The 20612-nt window shown below is 70.4% G+C and carries 15 protein-coding genes; 2 read left to right on the plus strand and 13 right to left on the minus strand.

Annotated elements, in window-relative coordinates:
• Positions 1–65: 65 nt before the first annotated feature.
• From WMF43_RS16810 to WMF43_RS16870, 13 genes are all read right to left on the minus strand, one after another.
• Positions 66–806, minus strand: a complete 741-nt coding sequence (locus WMF43_RS16810; RefSeq protein ID WP_437681393.1) for a hypothetical protein — start codon at positions 804–806, stop codon at positions 66–68.
• Positions 807–1037: 231 nt separating this feature from the next.
• The gene (locus WMF43_RS16815) at positions 1038–2384 is read right to left on the minus strand and encodes a DUF1552 domain-containing protein (protein WP_437684022.1); all 1347 of its coding nucleotides are present in this window, start codon (positions 2382–2384) and stop codon (positions 1038–1040) included.
• 35 nt (positions 2385–2419) lie between these two features.
• On the minus strand, positions 2420–4060 hold the full coding sequence (locus tag WMF43_RS16820) for a DUF1592 domain-containing protein (protein WP_437681394.1): 1641 nt from the start codon (positions 4058–4060) through the stop codon (positions 2420–2422).
• Positions 4061–4624: 564 nt separating this feature from the next.
• Positions 4625–5617 (minus strand): NAD-dependent epimerase/dehydratase family protein, encoded by a 993-nt coding sequence (locus tag WMF43_RS16825; protein WP_437681395.1) that lies wholly within the window; start codon positions 5615–5617, stop codon positions 4625–4627.
• Between the two features lie 60 nt (positions 5618–5677).
• On the minus strand, positions 5678–6670 hold the full coding sequence (locus WMF43_RS16830; protein WP_437681396.1) for an ABC transporter permease subunit: 993 nt from the start codon (positions 6668–6670) through the stop codon (positions 5678–5680).
• Positions 6661–7743 carry an ABC transporter permease gene (locus WMF43_RS16835; RefSeq protein WP_437681397.1) on the minus strand — a complete coding sequence of 361 codons (1083 nt, stop codon included), beginning with the start codon at positions 7741–7743 and terminating at the stop codon, positions 6661–6663. Before WMF43_RS16835 ends, WMF43_RS16830 begins: the two co-directional genes overlap by 10 nt.
• Positions 7733–9271 carry a sugar ABC transporter ATP-binding protein gene (locus WMF43_RS16840; RefSeq protein WP_437681398.1) on the minus strand — a complete coding sequence of 513 codons (1539 nt, stop codon included), beginning with the start codon at positions 9269–9271 and terminating at the stop codon, positions 7733–7735. The genes WMF43_RS16835 and WMF43_RS16840 overlap by 11 nt, the downstream gene beginning before the upstream one ends.
• Before the next feature lie 116 nt (positions 9272–9387).
• Complete coding sequence (locus tag WMF43_RS16845; protein WP_437681399.1) at positions 9388–10416, minus strand: ABC transporter substrate-binding protein; 1029 nt, start codon at positions 10414–10416, stop codon at positions 9388–9390.
• A gap of 394 nt (positions 10417–10810) precedes the next feature.
• A complete protein-coding gene (locus WMF43_RS16850) occupies positions 10811–11041 on the minus strand; it encodes a hypothetical protein (RefSeq protein WP_437681400.1) in 231 nt (76 codons plus the stop codon).
• Between the two features lie 123 nt (positions 11042–11164).
• A complete protein-coding gene (locus tag WMF43_RS16855) occupies positions 11165–14347 on the minus strand; it encodes an efflux RND transporter permease subunit (protein ID WP_437681401.1) in 3183 nt (1060 codons plus the stop codon).
• Positions 14348–14355: 8 nt separating this feature from the next.
• Positions 14356–15543 (minus strand): efflux RND transporter periplasmic adaptor subunit, encoded by a 1188-nt coding sequence (locus tag WMF43_RS16860; protein WP_437681402.1) that lies wholly within the window; start codon positions 15541–15543, stop codon positions 14356–14358.
• Positions 15540–16184, minus strand: a complete 645-nt coding sequence (locus WMF43_RS16865; RefSeq protein ID WP_437681403.1) for a hypothetical protein — start codon at positions 16182–16184, stop codon at positions 15540–15542. The genes WMF43_RS16860 and WMF43_RS16865 overlap by 4 nt, the downstream gene beginning before the upstream one ends.
• 220 nt (positions 16185–16404) lie before the next feature.
• Positions 16405–17340, minus strand: coding sequence for a hypothetical protein (locus WMF43_RS16870; protein ID WP_437681404.1), 936 nt, complete (start codon positions 17338–17340; stop codon positions 16405–16407).
• 259 nt (positions 17341–17599) lie between these two features.
• On the opposite strand from WMF43_RS16870, the gene WMF43_RS16875 reads away from it, so the two are divergent.
• Together WMF43_RS16875 and WMF43_RS16880 are read left to right on the plus strand one after the other, a co-directional pair.
• Positions 17600–19096 carry a sensor histidine kinase gene (locus tag WMF43_RS16875; protein WP_437681405.1) on the plus strand — a complete coding sequence of 499 codons (1497 nt, stop codon included), beginning with the start codon at positions 17600–17602 and terminating at the stop codon, positions 19094–19096.
• A complete protein-coding gene (locus WMF43_RS16880; RefSeq protein ID WP_437681406.1) occupies positions 19093–20508 on the plus strand; it encodes a sigma-54-dependent transcriptional regulator in 1416 nt (471 codons plus the stop codon). Before WMF43_RS16875 ends, WMF43_RS16880 begins: the two co-directional genes overlap by 4 nt.
• Positions 20509–20612 lie beyond the last annotated feature (104 nt).

Below are 20612 nucleotides of genomic sequence, written 5' to 3' on the forward strand. Positions count from 1 at the left end.
CACCACCTGTTGCGGCGTCCTGGTGCATCCGGGTTGAGCTCCGCGCGATCCTGCGCGGCGCACGGTCAGGGCTGCGCCGCGTCGACCGACAGCACGTCGAGCTGGATGAACTGACCGATGAAAGGCTCGGGCGCCGGGGGGATGCCGTCCACGACGAGGTGCTTGTAGTTGGCGATCTCGACGCCGTTCTGACCGTCGCCGACGAAAGTCACGGTGGCTCCGCCCCGAATCGGGATGGTCTTCGTGTGGTCGATGATGAACGTGTCGTGACCCACGTTGGGGTTGTCGTTGAGATAGTAGACCTCGGGCGGATCGGAGACAGCGACGCTGTAGATGTTGTACGTCGAGTTGGTGGGCGAACCGCCGACGCGGAAGTGCATGCCGTCGGATGTGCCGCCCTGGTACGTCATCGGCTCGACGACGCCGCGCAGCCGGACGGTCACCTGGTAGGTCGTGTCGGGCGAGCCGCCGAACGTCCTGGTCTCGTCGACCTCCGCGGACGTCGAGCACTCGTCACGGTCGCCTGGGTCCTGGTCGCACGGCAGCTCCCAGCGAAAGCCGTCGATGCTGGCGGCCGCGGCGCGCGGGTCCTCGCCGCCGCCGCTGCCGCCGGCTCCGCCGGCCCCGCCGGCCCCGCCGCTGCCGGCCCCGCCGGAGCTCGCGCTGCTGGAGGCGCTCGTGCTGGCGCCCGTCGCGGCTCCCCCGCCGGAGCCCCCAGCGCCCGTCGCGCTGGAGGTCGCCTGGTCGTCCGCGGGCGGGTCGGCCTCGGAGCCGCAGGCAAGAAGGACCATCGTCACAGGGATCACGAGCAGAGAAATTCTCATTTCACACCAGTCCGGCGAGGACGCCGGGATAGAAGTTGGGACCGTCGAGCGTCGTCTCGTCGATGTCGAACCAGCTGGCGTCCCGCTGCCGGATCCCCGTCGCCCAGCGCGCGCCGGCGTCGTCTTGCGACGCCGGCGCGGCTGCCGGTGCGACCGGTCAAGGCAGAGGAACGGCGACCCATGGCGCAGGCGTGCCGCGCCTCGTTCGGGTGGCTATGTCAGGTTGGGGAGCGGCCCGGTGCAGTACCGCGGGTCGCCGAACGTGGTCCGGGTGTCGCCGAACAGATTCAAGATGGAGACGAGCAGGTTGTTGTGCGGGACGCCGGGGTGACGGACCCAGCGTCCGGTGCGCAGGCCGCCGCCGCCGCCGGCCAGCAGGAACGGCATGTTCGTCTTGCTGTGCGTCGGCGGGTCCGAGATCTCGGAGCCGAAGAAGACGACGCTCTCGTCGAGCAGCGAGTGCCCGCCCATGTCGACCTTCGCCATCTCCTCCAGGAGGTAGAGGTGCTGCTTCGAGTACCAGTTGCAGATGCGCTCGCACTCGGCCGCCCTGAAGCCGCCGTCGTGCTGGTAGAAATGGTGGTGCTCGCTCAAATTGAGCCAGGGGAAGGTGTGCTTCGCCTCGGTGTCGCTCCACTGCAGGGTGCCGACCGCGGTGATGTCGCAGGCGAGCGACATCACCAGCATGTCCGTCAAGAGCTTGCCGACCTTGGGGATCGCCGCGTCCGTCGAGGTGTCCTTGATCGAGCCGGTGTCGGACGAGTTGAGCCCCGTGCGCGGGTTGTAGTCGGACGTGTCGACCATCGTCGGGACCTTGCAAGCGCTCGTCGCGACGGGAACGTTGCTGAGGCTCCGCTCGATCTCGCGGATCTTCGTCAGGTGCTGGTCGATCTTCTGCCTGTCGGCGGCGCCGAGCCGCGCGGACAGGGTGGCGTAGCGCCGGTCGAGGAAGTCGAGGATCGATTGCTTTCGCTCGAGGCGACGGGCGGCGTCGTTGCCGTCGCCGGGGTTCAGCGTGCCGAAGAGGTGGGTGAAGATCTCCACCGGATCGAGGCGCGGCGGGATCGGCTGGTGCGGCGCGCTGTCCTCGAAGTTCGCGGCGTTCATCGGCGACAGCAGGCCGTGGGACTTGCCCGTCGCCCAGCGCACCGCGATCTGGATGCTCGCCTTCGCCTTCTGGCCAGCGGAGATCCGGGAGGCGATCACCTGATCGATGGACGGCCCGCTCCCATAGCCGTTGTTCGAGGAGCCCTCCTGGGTCGTGCCCGTGAGCCAGGCGATGATCCCGCTCTGGTGCTGCTCGCCGCGCGCGCTCTTCATGTCGAGGCCGTCGACGACGAGCAGCCGATCTTGCACCGGCGCGAGCGGCGCCAGGATGGGGCCCAGGGTGAAGCTCGTCTCGGAGCCGGTCGGCCGCCAGCGGTCCATCACCGTTCCACCAGGCGTGTAGACGGCGAGGAAGCGCTTGGCGGGGGCGGGCTGCGCGTGCGCCGCGCGTTCGGTGCCCATGATCTCCAGCCAGGGGAGGGAGACGGCGATCGCGCCGGCGCCCCGCAGCATGGCACGTCGACTCAAACGAAATTTCGACATAACCATCACTCCTCTCCTGAAGCCAGGTAGTGGAAAGCGTCGGTCTGCGTGAGCTCGATCAAGAGCTGCTTCACGTTGTACCCGGACTCCTTGAAGGCGGCCTTGACGGCCTTCCCGGTGCACTCGTCCTCGGCGCGCAGGGTGAGGCCGTAGCCGTACTCGGCCCAGCGCGTCGCGAAGCAGTCCTGCACCTCTTCGGTCTCGGCGAGCTTCCGCACGAGCTCGATCGGCCCGTTCACGGTGCCCTCCGTGCCCGGCACCCCGCCGCTCGCGTCGATGGTGACGTCGTTCTCCGTGGTGCGGAACAGCCCGACCGCATCGTAGTTCTCGAACGCCAGCCCGATCGGATCCATCTGCCGGTGGCACGTCGCGCAGACCGCGTCCTGGCTGTGCTTGCTGTAGCGCTCCCGCGCCGTCGCGCCGCTGTACGGGTCCGGCGGCTTCACCCGCTCCGCGATCGCGCCGGTGGGGAGCGGGATCGTCCGGCACATCAGCTTCTGGACCACGAACGAGCCGCGTTGCACGGGGTTCGTCATGTTCGAGTGCGTCGTCCCGGCCATCATCCCCGCCTGGGTGAGGAGCCCGAGGCGCTGGGTCGTGTCGAGCTGCACCTCCTGGAACTGGTCGCCCGTCACGCCGGAGACGCCGTAAAACGCCGCGAGGGGGCCGTTCATGAACGTGTACGGGGCCGTCAAGATGGACGGCCAGGTCCCGGTCCCCTCGAAGATCTCGTGCTCCAGGAATCGCTGCGTCTCTTCCCGCATGAGCGCGCCGATCGCGCGAGAGAAGGTCGGGAACGACTCCGCCTTTCGCTCGAGATCCGTGAGGTTGCTGATGGGGAGCAGGTTGTCGAAGAAGAACCGGAGGACGGGCCGAGCCTGAGGATCGTCGAGCATGCGCTCGGCGTGCGCACGTACGCCCTCCTTCGTCGAGAGCTCGCCTGCCTGCGCGGCCTCGCGCAGGCGGTCGTCGGGCATCGTGCCCCAGAGCAGGTACGAGAGCCGCGTCGCCATCTCGTCGCCCGTCGGCCGGCGGAGCTCGGGGCGCTCGGGGTCGGGCGCGCCCCACTCGATGCGGTAGAGGAAATCCGGCGATTGAAGCAGCGCCTCGATCACCGTCGCGATGCCGGTGGCGAACGTCGCGTCCTTGCGCCCGACGGTGTACAGCGCGAGGAGCTCGTTCGCCTCGCCGTCGGCGAGGGGCCTCCGGTAAACGAGCGGCGCGATCCTCTCGACGATCGTGCGCGCGCACGCGTCCTCGCCGTCGATCTGCACGCCGCTCGCGCACGGCGCGAGCTTCGCGAGCGCCTCCGGGCTCGCGGTGGCACGCTGGGCGACGCCCTCCGCGACGGTGCCCCACTGCTCGGCCAGCAGGCTGGCGACCGACAGCGCGTCCGCGTCATTGCCGAAGCCGTTCCCGACCTCCTCGGCCGGCAGCGAGAAGGCTGGCTCCGTCGTGTCGCCGAAGATGTAACGAACGGTCTTGTTGTACTCGAAGCGCGTCAGCCGCCGCAGCGGCGCGCGCCCCGGGTGAACCGCTCCGTCGTCGCAGGCGAGCGGGGCGACCGGCGTGTCGTCCGGCGTGTCGCCGGAGCCCCCGGCAGGCTCGCCCGCGATTCCCGTACAGGCGCTGGCCAGGGCCAACACGATCGGAATGACCGACCGAGGGCCTCCGAGCGGACGCGCCTGCTCGTGATGTGAGGACCTGGACATCTTTGTCTCTCCTCGCCCGCTCCGGGCACGCTGAAGTTCTCTCATCGAACGACAGGCTTTCTTTACAAGAGGATCGGAGGATTATCGCGCAGGCCCCCCCAGCGGGGCTTACGGCCAAGCAAGGACCACCGGGATCGTCCTGGCGGATCAGCGTTCCATCGATGGAAATGAGGAATCAAAGCTCGGGACGTGCTGCCGTCCGGCGGGCGCACCCTCGCCGACCCGCCGCCGCCGGGCTCGGGCGTCCCGCCCGTGGTGGCGGACCGATCGGGAGGACGAAGCGATCAGGAAGCGTAAGTGGAGCGCCCGCCATGCAGTAGCGGATCGCCCTCGAACCGGCTCACCACCAGAGCGAATAGCGCCGAGGTGAAGTTTTCCTGTCGGAGCGTGAGCCTGCGCGCCGCGCCCGTGTGCGGGCGGCGCCAGCATTCCCGGCGCCGCGCTGGTCAGCCTCCCGACTGGCCCCCCGGGGACGCCTCGGTCCGGCCGCGAGGCCCATCAACCGGGGTACCACGTGACGCGCGGATCATCGGGCGCGCGCGCGTAGTCGAAGGCGGCATCGGTGAGCCGCGCCAGGTCGTACTTCGGCCGCCAGCCGAGCAGGAACTTGGCCTTCGTGTTGTCCAGCCACGTCGAGCGGAACGGCGTCTTCACCTTCACGCTCGGCAGGCCCCGGGTCGACTCCAGGTAAGCGGCCAGCTCGCCGTAGTCCACCGGCTCATCCATGCAGACGTTGAAGGTCTGCTGGCGAGCTCTCTCGCTGTCGATGGCCAGGAGGATCGCGTCGACGAGATCCTCCACGTGCACGAAGTTGCGCTTCACCGGCTCGCCGTCAGGGTCGAGCATCACAGGGACCGCGCCCGAGCGGACGTAGCCGTCCGCCGCCTCAGCCCCGACCAGATCGCGCCACCTCGGCCCTCCGAACACATCGTCGCCGAACGACAGCTGCGCCTTGAAGTCGTCCTTCTCCATGATCCACGGCGCGCGCAGGCAGCATCCGTTCAGCTGATATTGAATGGTGTACTGCTCGAGCATGACCTCCTCGAGCACCTTGGACAGCGCGTAACAACCCGGGTACGCGCTGTGCTTCTGGGTCTCGGTGACGGGGATGGGGTGCGGATAGAAGAAGTGACCCATCCCGGCGTCGCCCCCGACCAAGAGGAACTGCTTGAACGCAGGGCTGACGCGGCAGGCCTCGAGCAGCCAGAACATGCCTTTGATGGCCACGTCCATGATGCTCTCGGGGGTCTCTTTGCTGGTCGCGAGGTGCAGCACGTGGCTCACGCCCTCCACGGCCTCGCTGGCGACGTCGCGGTGCTCGATCGACCCGCGCACCACCTCGAGGCGCGCCGTCCGCTCCAGCATGCGGTTATGGCACAACGCGCGGACCTTCCAGGCCTCGAACCTGGGATCCAGCAGGAACCTGCGGATGAAGGCCTGGCCGACCTTGCCCGCCGCGCCCGTGACCAGGATTGTCTTTGTCTCACTCACTTGTTCGCTCCTCGCTCTCCGGGGTCATCTCTGAAGCTGCACGTCGTCGGACCGGGCTGCTCAAGGGCTGCGCGGGGCCGAGCGGATCAGGACCTGCTGCATGACGATGAAGCCCAGGAGCAACAGCCCGAGGGTGATGTGGTGCCAGGGGGACGGCAGCCGCCCGTCCAGGTTGAGCACCGCCCGCACGATGCCCGTGATCATCACGCCCATCAGGGTGCCGACGACGCTGCCGACGCCGCCGGTCAGCAGCGTGCCGCCGATGACGACCGAGGCGATGGCCTCGAGCTCCAGGCCGGCGCCGATGTTCGGCTTCCCGGCGCTGTCGATCAGCGCCGTCGCGATCCCGCCGAGGCCCGCGCACAGGCCGCTCAGCGCATACAGACACACGGTCGTGGCGCCGAGCGGCACGCCCATGAGCAGAGCAGCCTGCCTGTCCCCGCCGATGGCCAGGACGTTCCGACCGAAGCTCGTGCTCCTTTGCAGGATCACCCCGACCACGAGGACGCTCAGGAACAGCAGGGCCGTCGCGGCGACCCAGGTCCGGCCGAGGCCCGGGATCAGCAGCGCGAAGCCGAGCTCATCGACGATCCAGTCGAACGTGGGATGATCGATGCTGACGGGCTGCATGCTGACGACGAACGCCGCGCCGCGCGCGAAGAACATGCCCGCCAGCGTAACCAGGAACGGGGGCAAAGAAAATTCGTGGATCAGGAACCCCGTCACGGCGCCGAGCAGGAGCGACACCGCGAGGCCGACACAGAAAGCCAGAAGCGGATGGTAGCCGCCCGCCACCAGCGTGCCCACGAGGACCGTCGTGAGCGCGACGACGGATCCAACCGAGAGATCGATGCCCCCCGACAGGATGACGAAGGTCATCCCGACCGCGCAGATGCCCATCGCCGCGTTGCCCTTGATCAGATCGATCAAGAAACGCAGGCTGCGCGTCGAATCGTAGAACGCCAGCGCGCCCGAGTAGAGCGCCAGCAGGAGAACCGCGGTCACGACGAGCGGCAGGTGCCGCCGATCCCAGCTGCGCAATGTTATCGCCATCGCTTGACCCCGAACAGCGAGACGAGCCGCCGTCGCGGCTCCTCGGAGACGAGCAGGCAGCTCATCAGCATCACGACGGCCTTGGGCATCGGCTCGATCTCCGAGAGGACGTGCTGGCTGTACATCGTGATGGAGAGCGTCTGGATGAGCAGGGCGCCTACCAGCGTGCCGCCCAGGTGGAAGCGCCCGCCGGTCAGCGCCGTGCCGCCGATCACCACGGCGAAGATGGCGTCGAGCTCCCGCAGGCGGCCCACGCGGTCGGGGTCGGCCGTGGAGATGTACGACGCGGCGACGAGCCCGGCGATGCCGGCGCACAGGCCAGAGAACGCGTAGATCCAGAGCTTGACGCGGCGGTCACCCACGCCTGCCAGGCGGCTGGCCCGCTCGTTGTCGCCGATCGCCGCGATGAACAGGCCGAGCGCCGTCTTCCGGCAGAGCAGCGCGGCGACGACGAACACGACGGCCACGAGCACCATGGAGAACGGCAAGCCGCCCAGGTGACCGTTGCCGATGAACGCGAACGTCGCGTCCACGTGCGTCACGGGCTGCGCGCGCGTGATGAGCATGGCGACGCCGCGGACGGCGACCATGCTGATCAACGTCACGATGATGGGCTGGATGTTCAGCAGCGTGATGAGCGCGCCGTTGAACGCGCCCACGCTGCCCGCGACGACCAGGGACAGAAGCGCCGCCAAGATCGGCGGGTGGTGGAGATCCTTCATCAGCGTCACGCAGACGGCGCCCGACAGCGCCATCACCGAGCTGACCGACAGATCGATGCCCCTGACGGCGATCACCAGGGTCATGCCGATGGCGAGGAGCATCACCTCCGAGCCCTGGTTGAGCAGGTTGATGGGTGTCCCGTAGTACGCCCCGTCGCGCTCGACGATCGAGAAGAAGTTCTTCGACAGGACGAAGTTGAACACGAGGAGCGCCAGCAGGCCGAGCAGGGGCCAGGCCTCGCGGCGCCTCTGCCTGAGCAGCAGGGCGCCGGCGCCGCCGGCGAGGAGGAGGATCCCGACGCCCGTGAGGCTCGCGTTGGTGCGCAGCGCTTCAGAGACCTTATCGAGCATCGGGCGGCGCCTCGTCGCGGCCGGCGATGGCCTGGATGATCGACGTTGGGGTCACCGACCCTCCCGCGAGCTCGCTCTCTTGCTTGCGGTCTCTCAAGACCACCACCCTGGTGCAGTTGCGCGCGATCTCCTCGAGCTCCGAGGAGATCAGGAGCGTGGCGACCCCCTTCTCGCTGAGCGACCTCACGAGCCCCTCGATCTCCAGCTTGGCGCCGATGTCCACGCCGCGCGTGGGCTCGTCGAGGAGCATCACGCGCGGCTGCATGGCCATCCAGCGCGCCAGGAGCACCTTCTGCTGATTGCCGCCCGACAGCAGCTTGATGGGCGTCTCCGGGGACGGCGTCTTGATGCTCAGGGCCTTGATGTAGTGCTGGACCAGGCGATCCTGCTCGTGGCGCGGGAGCACACGCAGCGCGCCCCGGGAGGCCTGCAGGGCCAGGATGAGGTTCTCTCGCACCGAGAGGTTCGGGACGATGCCATCCACCTTGCGGTCTTCCGAGCAGTACGAGAGCCCCGCCCGGATCGCGTCCCGCGGCGTCCTGAGCTCGAGCTCGCGGCGGTCCACCGTGAGCTCACCGCGATCGGCGGGCTCGATCCCGAACAGCATCCTCGCGGTCTCGCTTCGACCGGAGCCGAGCAGCCCCGCAAGGCCCACCACCTCGCCAGGGCCCAGCGCGAGATCGATCGGCCCGACCACCCCCTTTCGCTCGAGGCCGCGCGCGGCGAGCACCGGCTCCGCGGCGCTCGCCTCCCCGAGGCGGCCAGCGCTGCGCAGCGCGGGCCTCTCCGGTGCGCCGAGCTCCACGCCCAGCATCGCCTGGACGAGCGCCAGGCGAGGCAGCTCGCTGCTCGCGTACTGCCCGACCAGGCAGCCGTTCCTGAGCACCGTGATCCGATCGCTGACGGCGTAGACCTGATCCAGGAAGTGGGTCACGAAGAGTATCGCCAGCCCCTGCGCCCTGAGCTTCCTCATCACGTCGAACAGCCGGTGGGTCTCCGCTTCATCCAGGCTGGATGTGGGTTCATCCAGGATCAGGATCCGGGCATCCACCGCGAGCGCGCGGGCGATCGCCACCATCTGCTGGAGCGCCGTGGGCAGCGATGCGACCGCGCGCGTCACATCCAGGTCCAGCGAAAGGCGCGCGAGGGCCTGGCGAGCCTTCGCGCGGACGGCGCGCTGGTCGATGAGACCGAAGCGCCGCGGCTGACGGCCCAGCATGATGTTGTCCGCGATGGAGAGGTGCGGGATCAGGCTGATCTCCTGGTGGACCGTGCTGATCCCCAGCGCCTCTGCGCGGGCGGGAGAGGTCGGCCGGATGACCTCCCCTCCGAGGCGCAGGGTCCCGGCGTCGGGCGCATAGACGCCGGTCAGCAGCTTGATCAGCGTCGACTTGCCGGCCCCGTTCTCCCCCATCAGCGCCTGGATCTCGCCCGCGTGCGCCTGGAGGTGCACGTCATGCAGGGCGCGGACGCCAGGGAAGGACTTGCCGAGGCCCTCGACGGAGAGCAATACGCCCGAACCAGGCATGCGGTCGCTACTCCGTGGGTGAGGGCCGCTCATCGTGGGAGCTCATGATCATCGTGGGAGCTCATGAGAAGACGGCGTCGGCGCCGCGGCTGCAGCGTGCTGGCACCGACGCCTGCTCAGTAAGGTCGCGCGTCGATGAGCGCGGCTGCCTGCTCGCGCTCGAAGAGCCTGCCGGGGACGATCGTCCGCTTCGGCACCTTCTCGCCGCGCACGATCTTCTCGATGGTATCGAAGAGCAGGGGGCCGTGCATGGGGTTGCACTCCACCGTCGCGTTCAGCTTGCCTTGTGTCATGGCCTCGAACGCCGGCTTCACGGCGTCGACCGACACCACCAGGATATCCTGCCCGGGCTTCAGTCCTGCCGCCTCGATCGCCTGGATCGCCCCGAGCGCCATGTCGTCGTTGTGAGCGTAGACGGCGTTGATCTCTCCCTTGTGGGCCGAGAGCAGCGTCTCCATCACCGCTTTGCCCTTGGTGCGCGTGAAGTCGCCGCTCTGGCTCGCGATGATCTTCATGTCCGGGTGCTTCGCGATGGCCTCGGCGAAGCCGGCCTTGCGCATCGTCGCCACGTCCGCCGCCGGCGTCCCCACGAGCTCGACGATGCGCGCGTTGCCTTTCGTCCGCTCCGCGAGCCACTCGCCTGCCAGGCGCCCCTCCCAGACGAAGTCGGCGACCAGCACCGTCGTGTAGAGATCCTCCTCGGCGTCCACGCCCCGGCTCGTCAGCACGACCGGGATCCCCGCGCGTTTGGCCTCCTTCAGCGTGGGCTTCCAGCCCAGGGACTCCTGCGGCGCGATCACGAGGATATCGACGCCCTTGGTGATGAACCCGTTGACGGCGTTGACCTGGTTGTTGTGCACGTTCTGGCCGTCCGCGAAGAGCAGCTGGATGTGGCGCTTCTCCGCTTCCTCCTGGATGGACTTGCCGTGCGCGATCCTCCAGGAGCTCTCGGCGCCGGTCTGCGAGAAGCCGACCACGATCTCGGACAGCTTCTTCGGCGCCCGCGCCGCGGTGTCCGTGGCCGACGCCGGCTTCGCGTCGGCGCGCTCGGCCTCGCCCTCGCCGCGGGCGCAGCCGGCGGCCATGGGGGCTGCGGCCAGGATGGACAGGACCGTCCTTCGTGACACCGGATTCCGGGGATTCATGCTCTTCTCCCTTCCTGCTCCGTCTCGGGCGCGGGTCGCTGACCGGCTCCTGTGCTCATGTCGGACCTCGCCCGCCGGGCTCGGGCGCGCCGCCCCCGGCGGCGGGCCGATGACGAAGGAGAGAGGGAAGACAAGCGCCGGTGGATCGCCCGCCACGCAGTAGCGGCTCGCCCTCGAACCGGCTCACCACGGAGACAAATACCGCTTGAGATGAAGTTTTGCGGCCGGAGCGCGCGCCGGCGCGCCGCGACGTGTCGTCAGAGACCGCTCCTTCACGGGCGAGGCCCTCCGGCGGTCTGGGAGGACGTCGCGCGGTGCCGCGACGCGATCGGCGCCGCGGTAACCCGGTGATCCGGGCCGCGGCGCGGGGCTGGGGCGCGGCGCCGGCCGCCCGTTACTGGCACTGGTTCAGGTGGCAGCGGCCGCTGCAGCACTGGACGTCGAGCGTGCACGTCGTCAACCGGTCCTGGCAGCAGCGTCCAGCGACGCACGTCATCGGGGCCGGGCAGTCGAAGCCGTCGCCGCAGGGTCCGCCCGGCGCCACCACGCAGCGGCCCCCCGCGCACTCGAAGCCGTCGCAGCAGTCCGCGTCGCCGGCGGCACGCCGCACGAGCAGTCGAGGCACCCGTGGTCGGCGCACGTCCCGCACGACGCGGCCACCTGCTTGCGCAGGGCCTCGCGGGCACGGAAGAGCCGCACGGCCGCGTTGTTCGCGGTGATTCTTCCACCGCTACGCGACGCGAGCGCCTCAAGGCCCTCCGGCGCAGGCCTCGCGCTCCCTGGCGACACTGCCGCATTCACGCGGCGCAGCGCCGGCCAGGTCGGCCTGGGCGCCGCCCGCGTCCTCCCGGGCGCGCGCGAGGCGCTCAGCGGAGCTGCGGCCGAACTTCAGGAACACCGCCGGCGTGACGACGATGTCGAGCAGCGTCGACGAGAGCAGGCCGCCGAGGATGACGACCGCGACGGGCTGCAGGATCTCCTTGCCCGGCTGGCCCTTGGACAGCGCGATCGGCACGAGCGCTAGGGCGGCGGTGAGCGCCGTCATCAGCACCGGGACGAGGCGTTCCAGCGAGCCGCGGACGATCATCGCCTCACCGAACGACTCGCCCTCTTCCTTCATCAGGTGGATGTAGTGCGAGATCATCATGATCCCGTTGCGCGAGGCGATGCCGCACAGCGTGATGAATCCGACCAGGGTCGCGACCGAGAGGACCCCGCCGGTCAGAACGACGGCGAGCACGGAGCCGACCAGCGCCAGCGGGATGTTCAAGAGGATCTGGAGCGCCACCGTCCACGAGCGGAACTGCGAGTACAGGACCACCAGCATCCCGGCGAGGCTCGCGATGGAGAGCCACCCGATCAGCCGCGACGCCGACCGCTGGCTCTCGAACTGCCCGCCATACGTCGCGTAGTAGCCCGGCGGCTTCGGGATGGCGTCCACGGCGCGCTGGATATTGCTCACAACTTGCGCCAGGTCGCGCCCCGCCACGTTCGCCGAGACCACGATCCGCCGCTGCGTATCGTCGCGGCTGATCTGGTTCGGCCCCATGCTCTCCGTCACGTCGGCGAGGTCGGACAGCGGCACCTTCGCGCCGCCGGGCGTATCGATCAGCGTGCGCCGAAGGACGTCGATGTCCTCGCGGAGCTCCGGCGGGTACCGCAGCACCACATCGATGGTCCGCTGCCCCTCCAGGATCTGCGTGACCGTGCTCCCCGCGAGGGCGAGCTCGAGCAGCTCCGAGAGCTCCCCCGCGTTGACGCCGAGCTGCGCCGCGCGCTCGCGGTTCACCTTGATGGCGATCTGCGGGATGAGCACCTGCTGCTCGACCTGGAGGTCCTTCACCCCCGCGACCCCTTGCATGGCGTCGCGTGCCGCCCTCCCGAGCCGCCGCAGCTCGCCAAGGTCCTCGCCGAAGATCTTCACCGCGACCTGCGCGCGCACCCCCGAGAGGAGGTGATCGAGCCGGTGCGAGATCGGCTGCCCCACGTTGACCGCCACGCCGGGGATCTTGTCGAGCTGGTCGCGGATGTCGCCGAGGATCACCTCCCGCTCCCGCTCGGACGCCCGGAGATCGACGTCGATCTCCGAGTAGTGAACGCCCTCCGCGTGTTCGTCGAGCTCGGCCCGGCCGGTCCGCCGCCCCGTCGAGACGACCTCGGGGACCTCGTGGATCAGCTGCTCGGCGAGGGTGCCCAGCCGGCTCGATTCCGCGAGCGAGGTGCCCGGCCTGGCGATCGCGTTGATCGTGAGCGTCCCCTCGTTGAACGGCGGCAGGAACTCGCCCCCGAGGAACGGCACCGCCGCCGCGGCGGCGAGGACCAGCGCGCCCGCGGCCGCCATGACGGCCCCGGGGTGCCGCAGCGACACCCCGAGCACGCGCCGGTCCGCGGCCTTGAGCTTGCGCACCAGCCAGCCGTCCTCGTGGCTCATCCGCTTCATGGACGGCAGGAGATACGAGCAGAGCGCGGGTGTGACCGTCAGGGATACAACCAGCGACGCGAGGATCGACACGATGTAGGCGATCCCGAGCGGCGCGAAGAGCCGCCCCTCGATGCCGCTCATGGCGAACAGGGGGACGAAGACGAGGACCACGAGGATCGTCGCGAAGACGATCGAGCCGCGGACCTCGCTCGACGCGTCGCGGATGACGTCGATCGCCGGCCGCGGGGAGGCGAGGGCCCTGTTCTCGCGCAGGCGCCGGAACACGTTCTCCACGTCGACGATGGCGTCGTCGACGAGCTCGCCGATCGCCACCGCGAGCCCGCCCAGCGTCATCGTGTTGACCGACAGGTCGAAGGCCCGGAACACGAGCGCGCTCACGATGAACGAGAGCGGGATGGCGGTCAGCGTGATCGCGGTCGTGCGGAAGTTGAGCAGGAACAGGAAGAGGACGATCGTGACCAGGATCGCGCCGTCGCGCAGCGCCTCGACCACGTTGTGGACCGCGCTCTGGATGAAGGTCGCCTGCCGGAAGAGGTGCGGGTTGATGGTGACGCCCGCGGGCATCGACTTCTGCAGCTCGGCCACGGCCTTGTCGATGCTGCCGGTGAGCGCCACCGTGTCGGCGCCCGGCTGCTTCTGCACCGAGAGGATCACGGCGGGCCTGCCGTCGATCGACCCGTCGCCGCGCTTGATGCGCGCGGCCTCTTGCACCGTGGCGACCTGCGCCAGGGTCACCGGCGTCCCGTTCCGCATGGCGATGACGGTCGCGGCGATGTCCGCTTCGGTCCGGGCGCGGCCGAGCGTGCGGACGAGGAACTCCAGTCCCCGCCGGTCGACGTACCCCCCGGTGGCGTTCGCGTTCGCGCCCGCGAGGGCGCGCGAGATCTCGTCGAGCGACACCGCCGCGAGCTTGGCCGGATCGACCGTGACCTGGATCTGCCGGACCTCGCCGCCGATCGGGATCACCTGCGCGACCCCCGGGATGGTGAGCAGCCGCGGCCGGATCACCCAGTCGGCCTGGGTCCGGAGGGTCATGGGCGAGACCCCTTCGCCCTGCACCCCGATCAGCAGGATCTCCCCCATGATCGAGGCGACGGGCCCCATCTGCGCCGTGATGCCTTCCGGGAGCTGCTCCTTCACCGTGGAGAGGCGCTCGGCGACGAGCTGTCGGTCGCGGTAGATGTCCGTGGACCAGTCGAACTCGACGTAAACGACGCTGAGGCCGACGCCCGAGGTGGAGCGCACGCGCTCGACGCCGGGCGCGCCGTTCATCACCCGCTCGAGGGGCACCGTGACCAGCGTCTCCACCTCCTCGGGCGCCAGCCCGGGCGCCTCGGTCATGAGGGTGACCGTCGGCCGGTTCAGGTCAGGGAACACGTCGATCGGGAGCTTCAGGAGCGAGTACGTCCCGTAGACGAGCACCAGCGCCGCCGCGGCGATGACGAAGAGCCGGTTTCTGAGGGAGAAGCGGATCAGGCAGTCGAACATGGTCTCTGCTAGCCCCCGGCGGCGAGGAGGACGGCCATGGCGCCATCGACGACCACGCGCTCTCCCGCCGTCACGCCCGCCGTGATCCCCACCGCGCCGGCGGATTTCGGCCCGATCGCGACCGCGCGCAGCTCGAATGTCTCGGGGCCGGTCTTCACGACGACCGTGGGCGCGCCGCTGCGATCGAGCAGCGCCGACGCCGGGACCACGACGCTCTCGACGGGCGCGCTCCCGGCCATGCTGACGTTGGCCAGCGCGCCGACCCGCGCGCGCCGGTCCTCGTTGTCGAACTCGAAGAGCGCCTGAACGGTGCGGGTCGCCGGGTCGACGAGCGACGCGACGGCGAGGCGCCTCGCCTCGAAGCGCACCGCTGGATCCGTGACGAGCGTCACCTCGGCGCGATCGCCTGCGAGCCGCGCCGCGTCCGCCTCCGGCACGCGCACGTCAACCCAGAGCGTCGCGAGATCGACGATGCGCCAGAGCTCGGTCCCCTCCGGAACCTGGGCGCCCGGGCTCACCCGGCCGGAGACCACCGTCCCGTCGATCGTCGCGCTGAGCTTCTGTGCACCCGACCCACCCGCGAGCACCCCGACGTCCGCCCGGGCGCGGGCGACGTCTGCCCGGGCGATCTCCGCTTCGGCCTCGGCGGCTTGGATGTCCTTCTCGGCGACGATGCCCTTGAGCTCGCGGCGTCGCGCGAGCTCGCGCTCGGCCAGGCCGAGCCGCGCCTCGGCGGCGGCGACCCGGGACGCGGCGTCGCTGCGGGACAACCCGAGCTGCGCGCTCTCCGCGCCGCCCAGGCTCGGCCGGAGTGTCCCGAGGAGCTGGCCCTTCTTCACCTCGTCGCCGAGCCGGAGGAACCCGCCTTCGGGCGGGAAGAGGCGGCCGGACGTCGGAGCCACGACGGCCAGCTCGCCCGCGGGGCGCGCGACCACGGTGCCGAACTGCCCGAGGCTCGTGGCCAGCGCGCCGCGCTTCGCGCGCTCGGTGCGCAGCCCGAGCAGGAACTGGGTCTCGATCGGCACCCGGGCCACGTTCGGGTCCGCCGCGGCGCTGGCTGCGGGCTTCGCGGGCGCGCTGTGGTCCTCGCCACCGTGCGCGTCGGCGCGCTCCTCGATGCCAGTCATCGCGATGGCTGACGCGATGGCGAGCGCGGCGGTGATGGCGCTGACTATGGGCGGACGGGCGCGGCTCACGAGGCCACCTGCGGGAGCGCGGAACGATCCTCGGGGCGAAGGGTCGGTGCAGGCGGCTTCCGCCGCGAGCGCCGCCCGAGCGCATATCCGATCCCGCCGCTGAGCACGACGAGCGCTCCCGCGGCCGCAACCAGACCGCCGAGGGGCACCTCCCGGCCCGGCGTCATCCCGGCCTGCGCTGCGCCGGGTTGGATGGCGCCGAAGCGCAGGTCCCCGACGAGCACGAGATCGAAGTCGTCCCCGGCCTCGACCGACACGACCCCGTTGGCCGTCGCTCCTTCCGGGGCCGCCGGGAGCGCGACCTCATAGACACCGGCGGCCGCCGTTTTCCCCGCGTCCGCGGCGAACGTCAGCCCCCCGTTCAGCTCGAGCCGGACATGCGCGCCCTCCACCGGCGCGCTGGAGTCGGCCCGGGCGACGTAGACGCGCACGGGAAGCGGTCCCTCCGCCTTTTTGGCCGGGTACTTGATGACGACCGAGAACACCGCCGTTTCCCCGGACACGACGTGCTCTGTCCCGGTGCTCGCGGCGCTCGGCGCGGCAGGCGCCGCATGATCCTCGCCGCCGTGCGCGGAGGCGCGCGGGACCGACGCAACGATCGCGAGCGCCACGGCACAGGCGAGGTGCTTCTTGTGCATCATGGTTCTTCTCCAAGCGCGCGGGACAGCTCCGCGCGGGCTTTCAGGTAGGCGGCGCGCCCTGGCCTCCGCGGCCGCGGGGGACCGCGCGGCGGCGCGCGCCTTCACCTGGGCCCACGTCAGCGTCTCGCCGTGGGCCCACGACGCGGGCACGAGCGTCAGCGCGGCAGCCACGGCCGCGGTCATCGCGCGCCGGCCTCGGTGCGGGCGCCCGGTCGCCATCTCAGTGCCCCTCGTGTCCCGTGTGGCCCTCGTGTCCCTTGTGGCCGTCGTGGCCCGCCCCCGCCCCCGCAGGGCCCTCGAGGTGAAACGCGAACCGTAGCGAGGTCGCCGTTCCCCCGGCCGGCGTGATGCTGAGCACCCCGTCCACGTGATCCTGCTTGACCGGGTCGATCTTGCCCCGGAGCACGTCGGCTTTCTCGTCGTAGGCGAGCTCTACCTCCTTCGCCCCCGCGACGACGGGACGGAGGCTCGCCTTGACCCCCTTCGCGGAGCGAGGCTTCTCGGCCGCGTCCAGCATCCACACCGTGATGTCGCCGCTCTTCTCGAGCTTCACCTCGACGTGGCCGCCCGGGACCGACTGGACGACGCCGCCATGGGGCGAGCCGTGGGCGTGGTCGCCGGCCGGGTGGTCGGCCGGCGCGTCGACGAGGGACGCCGTTCCCCCGGGCGGCACCGTGAGCGTCATCTTCATCGGCGCGCCGCGGACCTTCAGGTCCCACGTGTAATCCGCCTTGTCCGGCGCCGGGCCCTTGGCCGAGAGCGAGCCCTTCGCCTCGTTTGGCGCGAGCGTCAGGGTCTGCTTCTCGCCTTTGCCCTTGGGCTCGATCGTGATGGTGCCGGTGACATCCTTCGGCGGGATCGGCGTCCTCAGCGCGTCGCTGGCGTAGAGGTCGATGGCGCCGTCGGCTCCGACGACGACCTCGACGTGGTTGTCGCCCTCCATGGTGACCAGGCCGCCGTGACGGGGGTTGTGATCCGCGTGAGGGCGCGCGCCCGCCGTGCTCGCGGCATGGTCGTGGGGCATCGGCGTGGGGGACGGCACCGCGGCGGGAGTCTGTGTCGCGGCGGCCTTTCCGTGGTCGTGGCCAGGTGTCTCTTTCGTGGAGCAGGCCACAAGCGGGATCGAGACGAGCAGCGAGAGAAGGATTTGGCGCATCGTGTTTTCCTGGAACCGAGCTTCTTGCCCTGGAGAGCAGGACCCTGGGCAATGAGCGCGCCAAGCCGCCGCACGCCGGAAGCCCGGGCTTCTGCGCGGCGTCAGGTCCTCGCGGTGACCGAGGCGGTCACGATCTTGTGACCGCGTCGGTCACAGACCGTCCCTCCACCGGGTCGGGAACCACGCCGGTCGGGCCTGATCGGCGGCTCCGCACCCCATTTGCGGCCTCGGTACGCGCCTTGCGAGAATGCCCCCGTCCATGGCTCCGCCTCCCGCTTCGCAGCGCCTCTACCGGCTCCGCCGCCGGCTGCTCCTGGTCATCAGCCTCCTCGTCGCCTTGGTCGTCGTGAGCGGCATTGCCACCGTGCTCACCGGCCTCGCGTCCCGTCGCGCGATCCTGGAGGCCCACGACCTCGAGGTGGCCTCGCGCCGGGCGGCGCTGCTCAGCGTCACCGCGCGCGAGCAGTACATCCACGAGGCGCACACGATCATCCTGCGCGACCGCTCGCACGTCGAGCACCACGACGCCTGGGTGAACGAGCTCGGCGCGAAGCTCGCCGAACTACGGCCCGGCCTCGACGCCGAGGCGGCCACGAAGCTCGACGACATCGGGAAGGCGAGCCGCGAGCTCAGCCAGCTCTTCTCCACGGCCATCCTCCCCGCCATCGATCGGCAGGACTGGCACGAGGTCCACCACGCGCACGACCGCGCCAACGCGCTCGTCGACCGGATGACGGAGCATGCGGACAGCCTGGCGCGTCACTTCGACGAGCGCGCCTTGGCCGCGGAGCGCCGGGCTGAGCAGTTCATCCGGTTCGCCTTGATCCTCGCGACGGCCGTCTGCGCGCTCGCCGCGGCGCTCGCCTTGATCGCTGGGCGCAAGCTCTGGCGCTCCTTCTCCACCCCGCTCGCCTCGCTCGAGCGCGTCGCCGGGCGCGTCACCGCGGGAGATCGCAGCGCCCGTGTCGAGCCGGTCGCAGCCGTGGAGCTCGCGGCGGTGGCCGACGCATTCAACCGCATGCTGGACGCACTGTCGCGCACCGAGGCCGACCTGGTCGCCTCGGAGCGGCTGGCGGCGATCGGCCGCGTCGCCGCGGGCGTGGCGCACGAGATCAACAACCCCATCGCCGTGATCCGCGGCTACGTGAAGACGATGGTGAAGGAGGCAGAGACGCCCTCCCTCCGCGAGGAGCTCTCGATCCTCGACGAGGAGGCCGCGGCCTGCCAGCGGATCGCCGAGGAGCTGCTCATGTACGCGCGCTCGCCGGTCCTCTCCCCGCGCGCTGTGCAGGCCGAGGAGCTCCTCAGGGACGCGGCATCGCACTGCGACGGCGGGCCGGGGCGGCGCGACCAGCCCCTGCTCGTGGACGCCGAGCCGGCCTTCATCAACGTGGATCCGCTCCGCATCCGGCAGGTCATCGTCAACCTCGTGACCAACGCGCGCGAGGCGACCGCTGGAACCTCGGGAGGTGATGAGATCCTCGTGCGCGGAAGGCGACAGGACGATGGCTACCGGGTCGAGGTCCTGGACCGGGGAGCCGGCATTCCCGAGGAGGCACGCGAGCGCCTCTTCGAGCCGTTCTTCACGACCCGACGCGACGGAACCGGCCTCGGCCTCGCCGTCTGCTATGGTCTGGTGACCGCGCACGGCGGGACCATCCGGGCGGAGCCCAGGCCGGGGGGCGGGTCCCGGTTCGTGATCGACTTGCCGGGCGTCCTCATCGACGAAGCCATGGAGGGCCAGGAGCGCGCATGAAGCCGACAGTGCTCGTCGTCGACGACAAGGCGAACATGCTGACGCTGCTCTCCAAGGTGCTCGGCAAGAGCGCGAGGGTCCTGACGGCCCGGGGCGTGCGGACGGCGCTCCAGGTCCTTGAGACCGAGCCGGTCACAACCGTCGTCTGCGACCTGCGCATGAACGACGGGGACGGGCTCGAGGTCCTCCGCGCGGTGCGCGCGCGCTGGCCCGGAGTGCCTTTCATCCTGATGACCGCGTACGCGTCCGTCCCGACCGCGGTCCAGGCCATGCGCGAGGGCGCCTACGATTACGTGACGAAGCCGTTCGACCCGGACGAGCTGCGCGTGCTGGTCGAGCGGGCCATGGCGCAGGCCACGGTGCTGATGGGCGGGCAGGACGCGCCGGAAGCGCGGGGCTTCGCGGGCATGACGGGGCGCTCGCCCGCGATGCGGGCGCTCTACCAGCTCATCGAGCGCGTGGCGCCGACGGACGCGACCGTGCTCATCCTGGGCGAGACGGGCACCGGCAAGGAGCTCGTGGCGCGCGCCATCCATGAGCACTCGTCCCGCGCGTCACACCGCCCCATTGCCGTCAACTGCGCGGCCATCCCGCGCTCGCTCATCGAGAGCGAGCTGTTCGGCCACGCGCGCGGCTCGTTCACGGGCGCGGCCACGGACCGCGCGGGCCTCTTCGAGGAGGCGCACGGCAGCACGCTGTTCCTCGACGAGATCGGCGAGCTCCGGCCGACGGTCCAGGCGAAGCTCACGCGCGTGCTCGAGGAGCGGGCGGTGCGGCGTATCGGCGAGTCGCGCGAGCGCAAGGTCGACGTGCGGCTCATCAGCGCGACGCACCGCGATCTCCGGGCCATGGTGAAGACCGGCGACTTCCGCGAGGACCTGTGGTTCCGGCTCAACGTCTGCGTCGTCGAGCTTCCCCCGCTCCGCGAGCGCGCCGAGGACATCCCGCTCCTGGCGCAGCGGTTCCTGGCGGAGCGAGGGCCGCAGTCGCGCTCGTCCGCGACCGGGTTCTCGGCGGCGGCGATGAGCGCGCTCCAGATGTACCGGTGGCCTGGCAACGTGCGCGAGCTCAAGAGCGCCGTGGAGCGGGCGCTGGTCATCGAGACGACGAGCGAGATCCGCCTCGAGTCGCTGCCGCCCGAGGTGCAGGGGGCGAGCCCGCTCCGGCTCACGAGCTCGAGCGACGTGGACCTCGCGCAGCTCTCGTACCGCGAGGCGGTCGACGCGTCGCGTGAGGAGATGAACCGACGCTACCTGGAGGCCGTGATGCGCCGCTTTCGCGGCGACGTGCTGAAGGCCGCCGCCCACGCGGGCGTCGAGCGGGAGAGCTTCTACCGGCTGCTCCGCCGCTGCGGCCTGTCCGCCGACGACTTCCGCGAGGAGCGGCGGAGCACGGACGGATCGAAGAACTGAGCGGGCAATCACCTTGAAGCATTGGTGAGCTGGCGCCTCGGATGCTGGAAACCATTGACCAGCTCGCCAGCCGTCGCCGAAGTCATGCGGCACCGCCTCCTGCG

The organism is Sorangium sp. So ce131 (assembly GCF_051519095.1).
GTDB lineage: Bacteria > Myxococcota_A > Polyangia > Polyangiales > Polyangiaceae > Sorangium.

Excerpts from the sequence above, each read along its gene's own strand:
- WMF43_RS16815 (WP_437684022.1), bottom strand. The coding sequence starts at position 2,384 with ATGCTGCGGGGCGCCGGCGCGATCGCCGTCTCCCTCCCCTGGCTGGAG.
- WMF43_RS16830 (WP_437681396.1), bottom strand. The coding sequence starts at position 6,670 with ATGGCGATAACATTGCGCAGCTGGGATCGGCGGCACCTGCCGCTCGTC.
- WMF43_RS16835 (WP_437681397.1), bottom strand. The coding sequence starts at position 7,743 with ATGCTCGATAAGGTCTCTGAAGCGCTGCGCACCAACGCGAGCCTCACG.
- WMF43_RS16840 (WP_437681398.1), bottom strand. The coding sequence starts at position 9,271 with ATGCCTGGTTCGGGCGTATTGCTCTCCGTCGAGGGCCTCGGCAAGTCC.
- WMF43_RS16845 (WP_437681399.1), bottom strand. The coding sequence starts at position 10,416 with ATGAATCCCCGGAATCCGGTGTCACGAAGGACGGTCCTGTCCATCCTG.
- WMF43_RS16855 (WP_437681401.1), bottom strand. The coding sequence starts at position 14,347 with ATGTTCGACTGCCTGATCCGCTTCTCCCTCAGAAACCGGCTCTTCGTC.
- WMF43_RS16865 (WP_437681403.1), bottom strand. The coding sequence starts at position 16,184 with ATGATGCACAAGAAGCACCTCGCCTGTGCCGTGGCGCTCGCGATCGTT.
- WMF43_RS16870 (WP_437681404.1), bottom strand. The coding sequence starts at position 17,340 with ATGCGCCAAATCCTTCTCTCGCTGCTCGTCTCGATCCCGCTTGTGGCC.
- WMF43_RS16875 (WP_437681405.1), top strand. The coding sequence starts at position 17,600 with ATGGCTCCGCCTCCCGCTTCGCAGCGCCTCTACCGGCTCCGCCGCCGG.
- WMF43_RS16880 (WP_437681406.1), top strand. The coding sequence starts at position 19,093 with ATGAAGCCGACAGTGCTCGTCGTCGACGACAAGGCGAACATGCTGACG.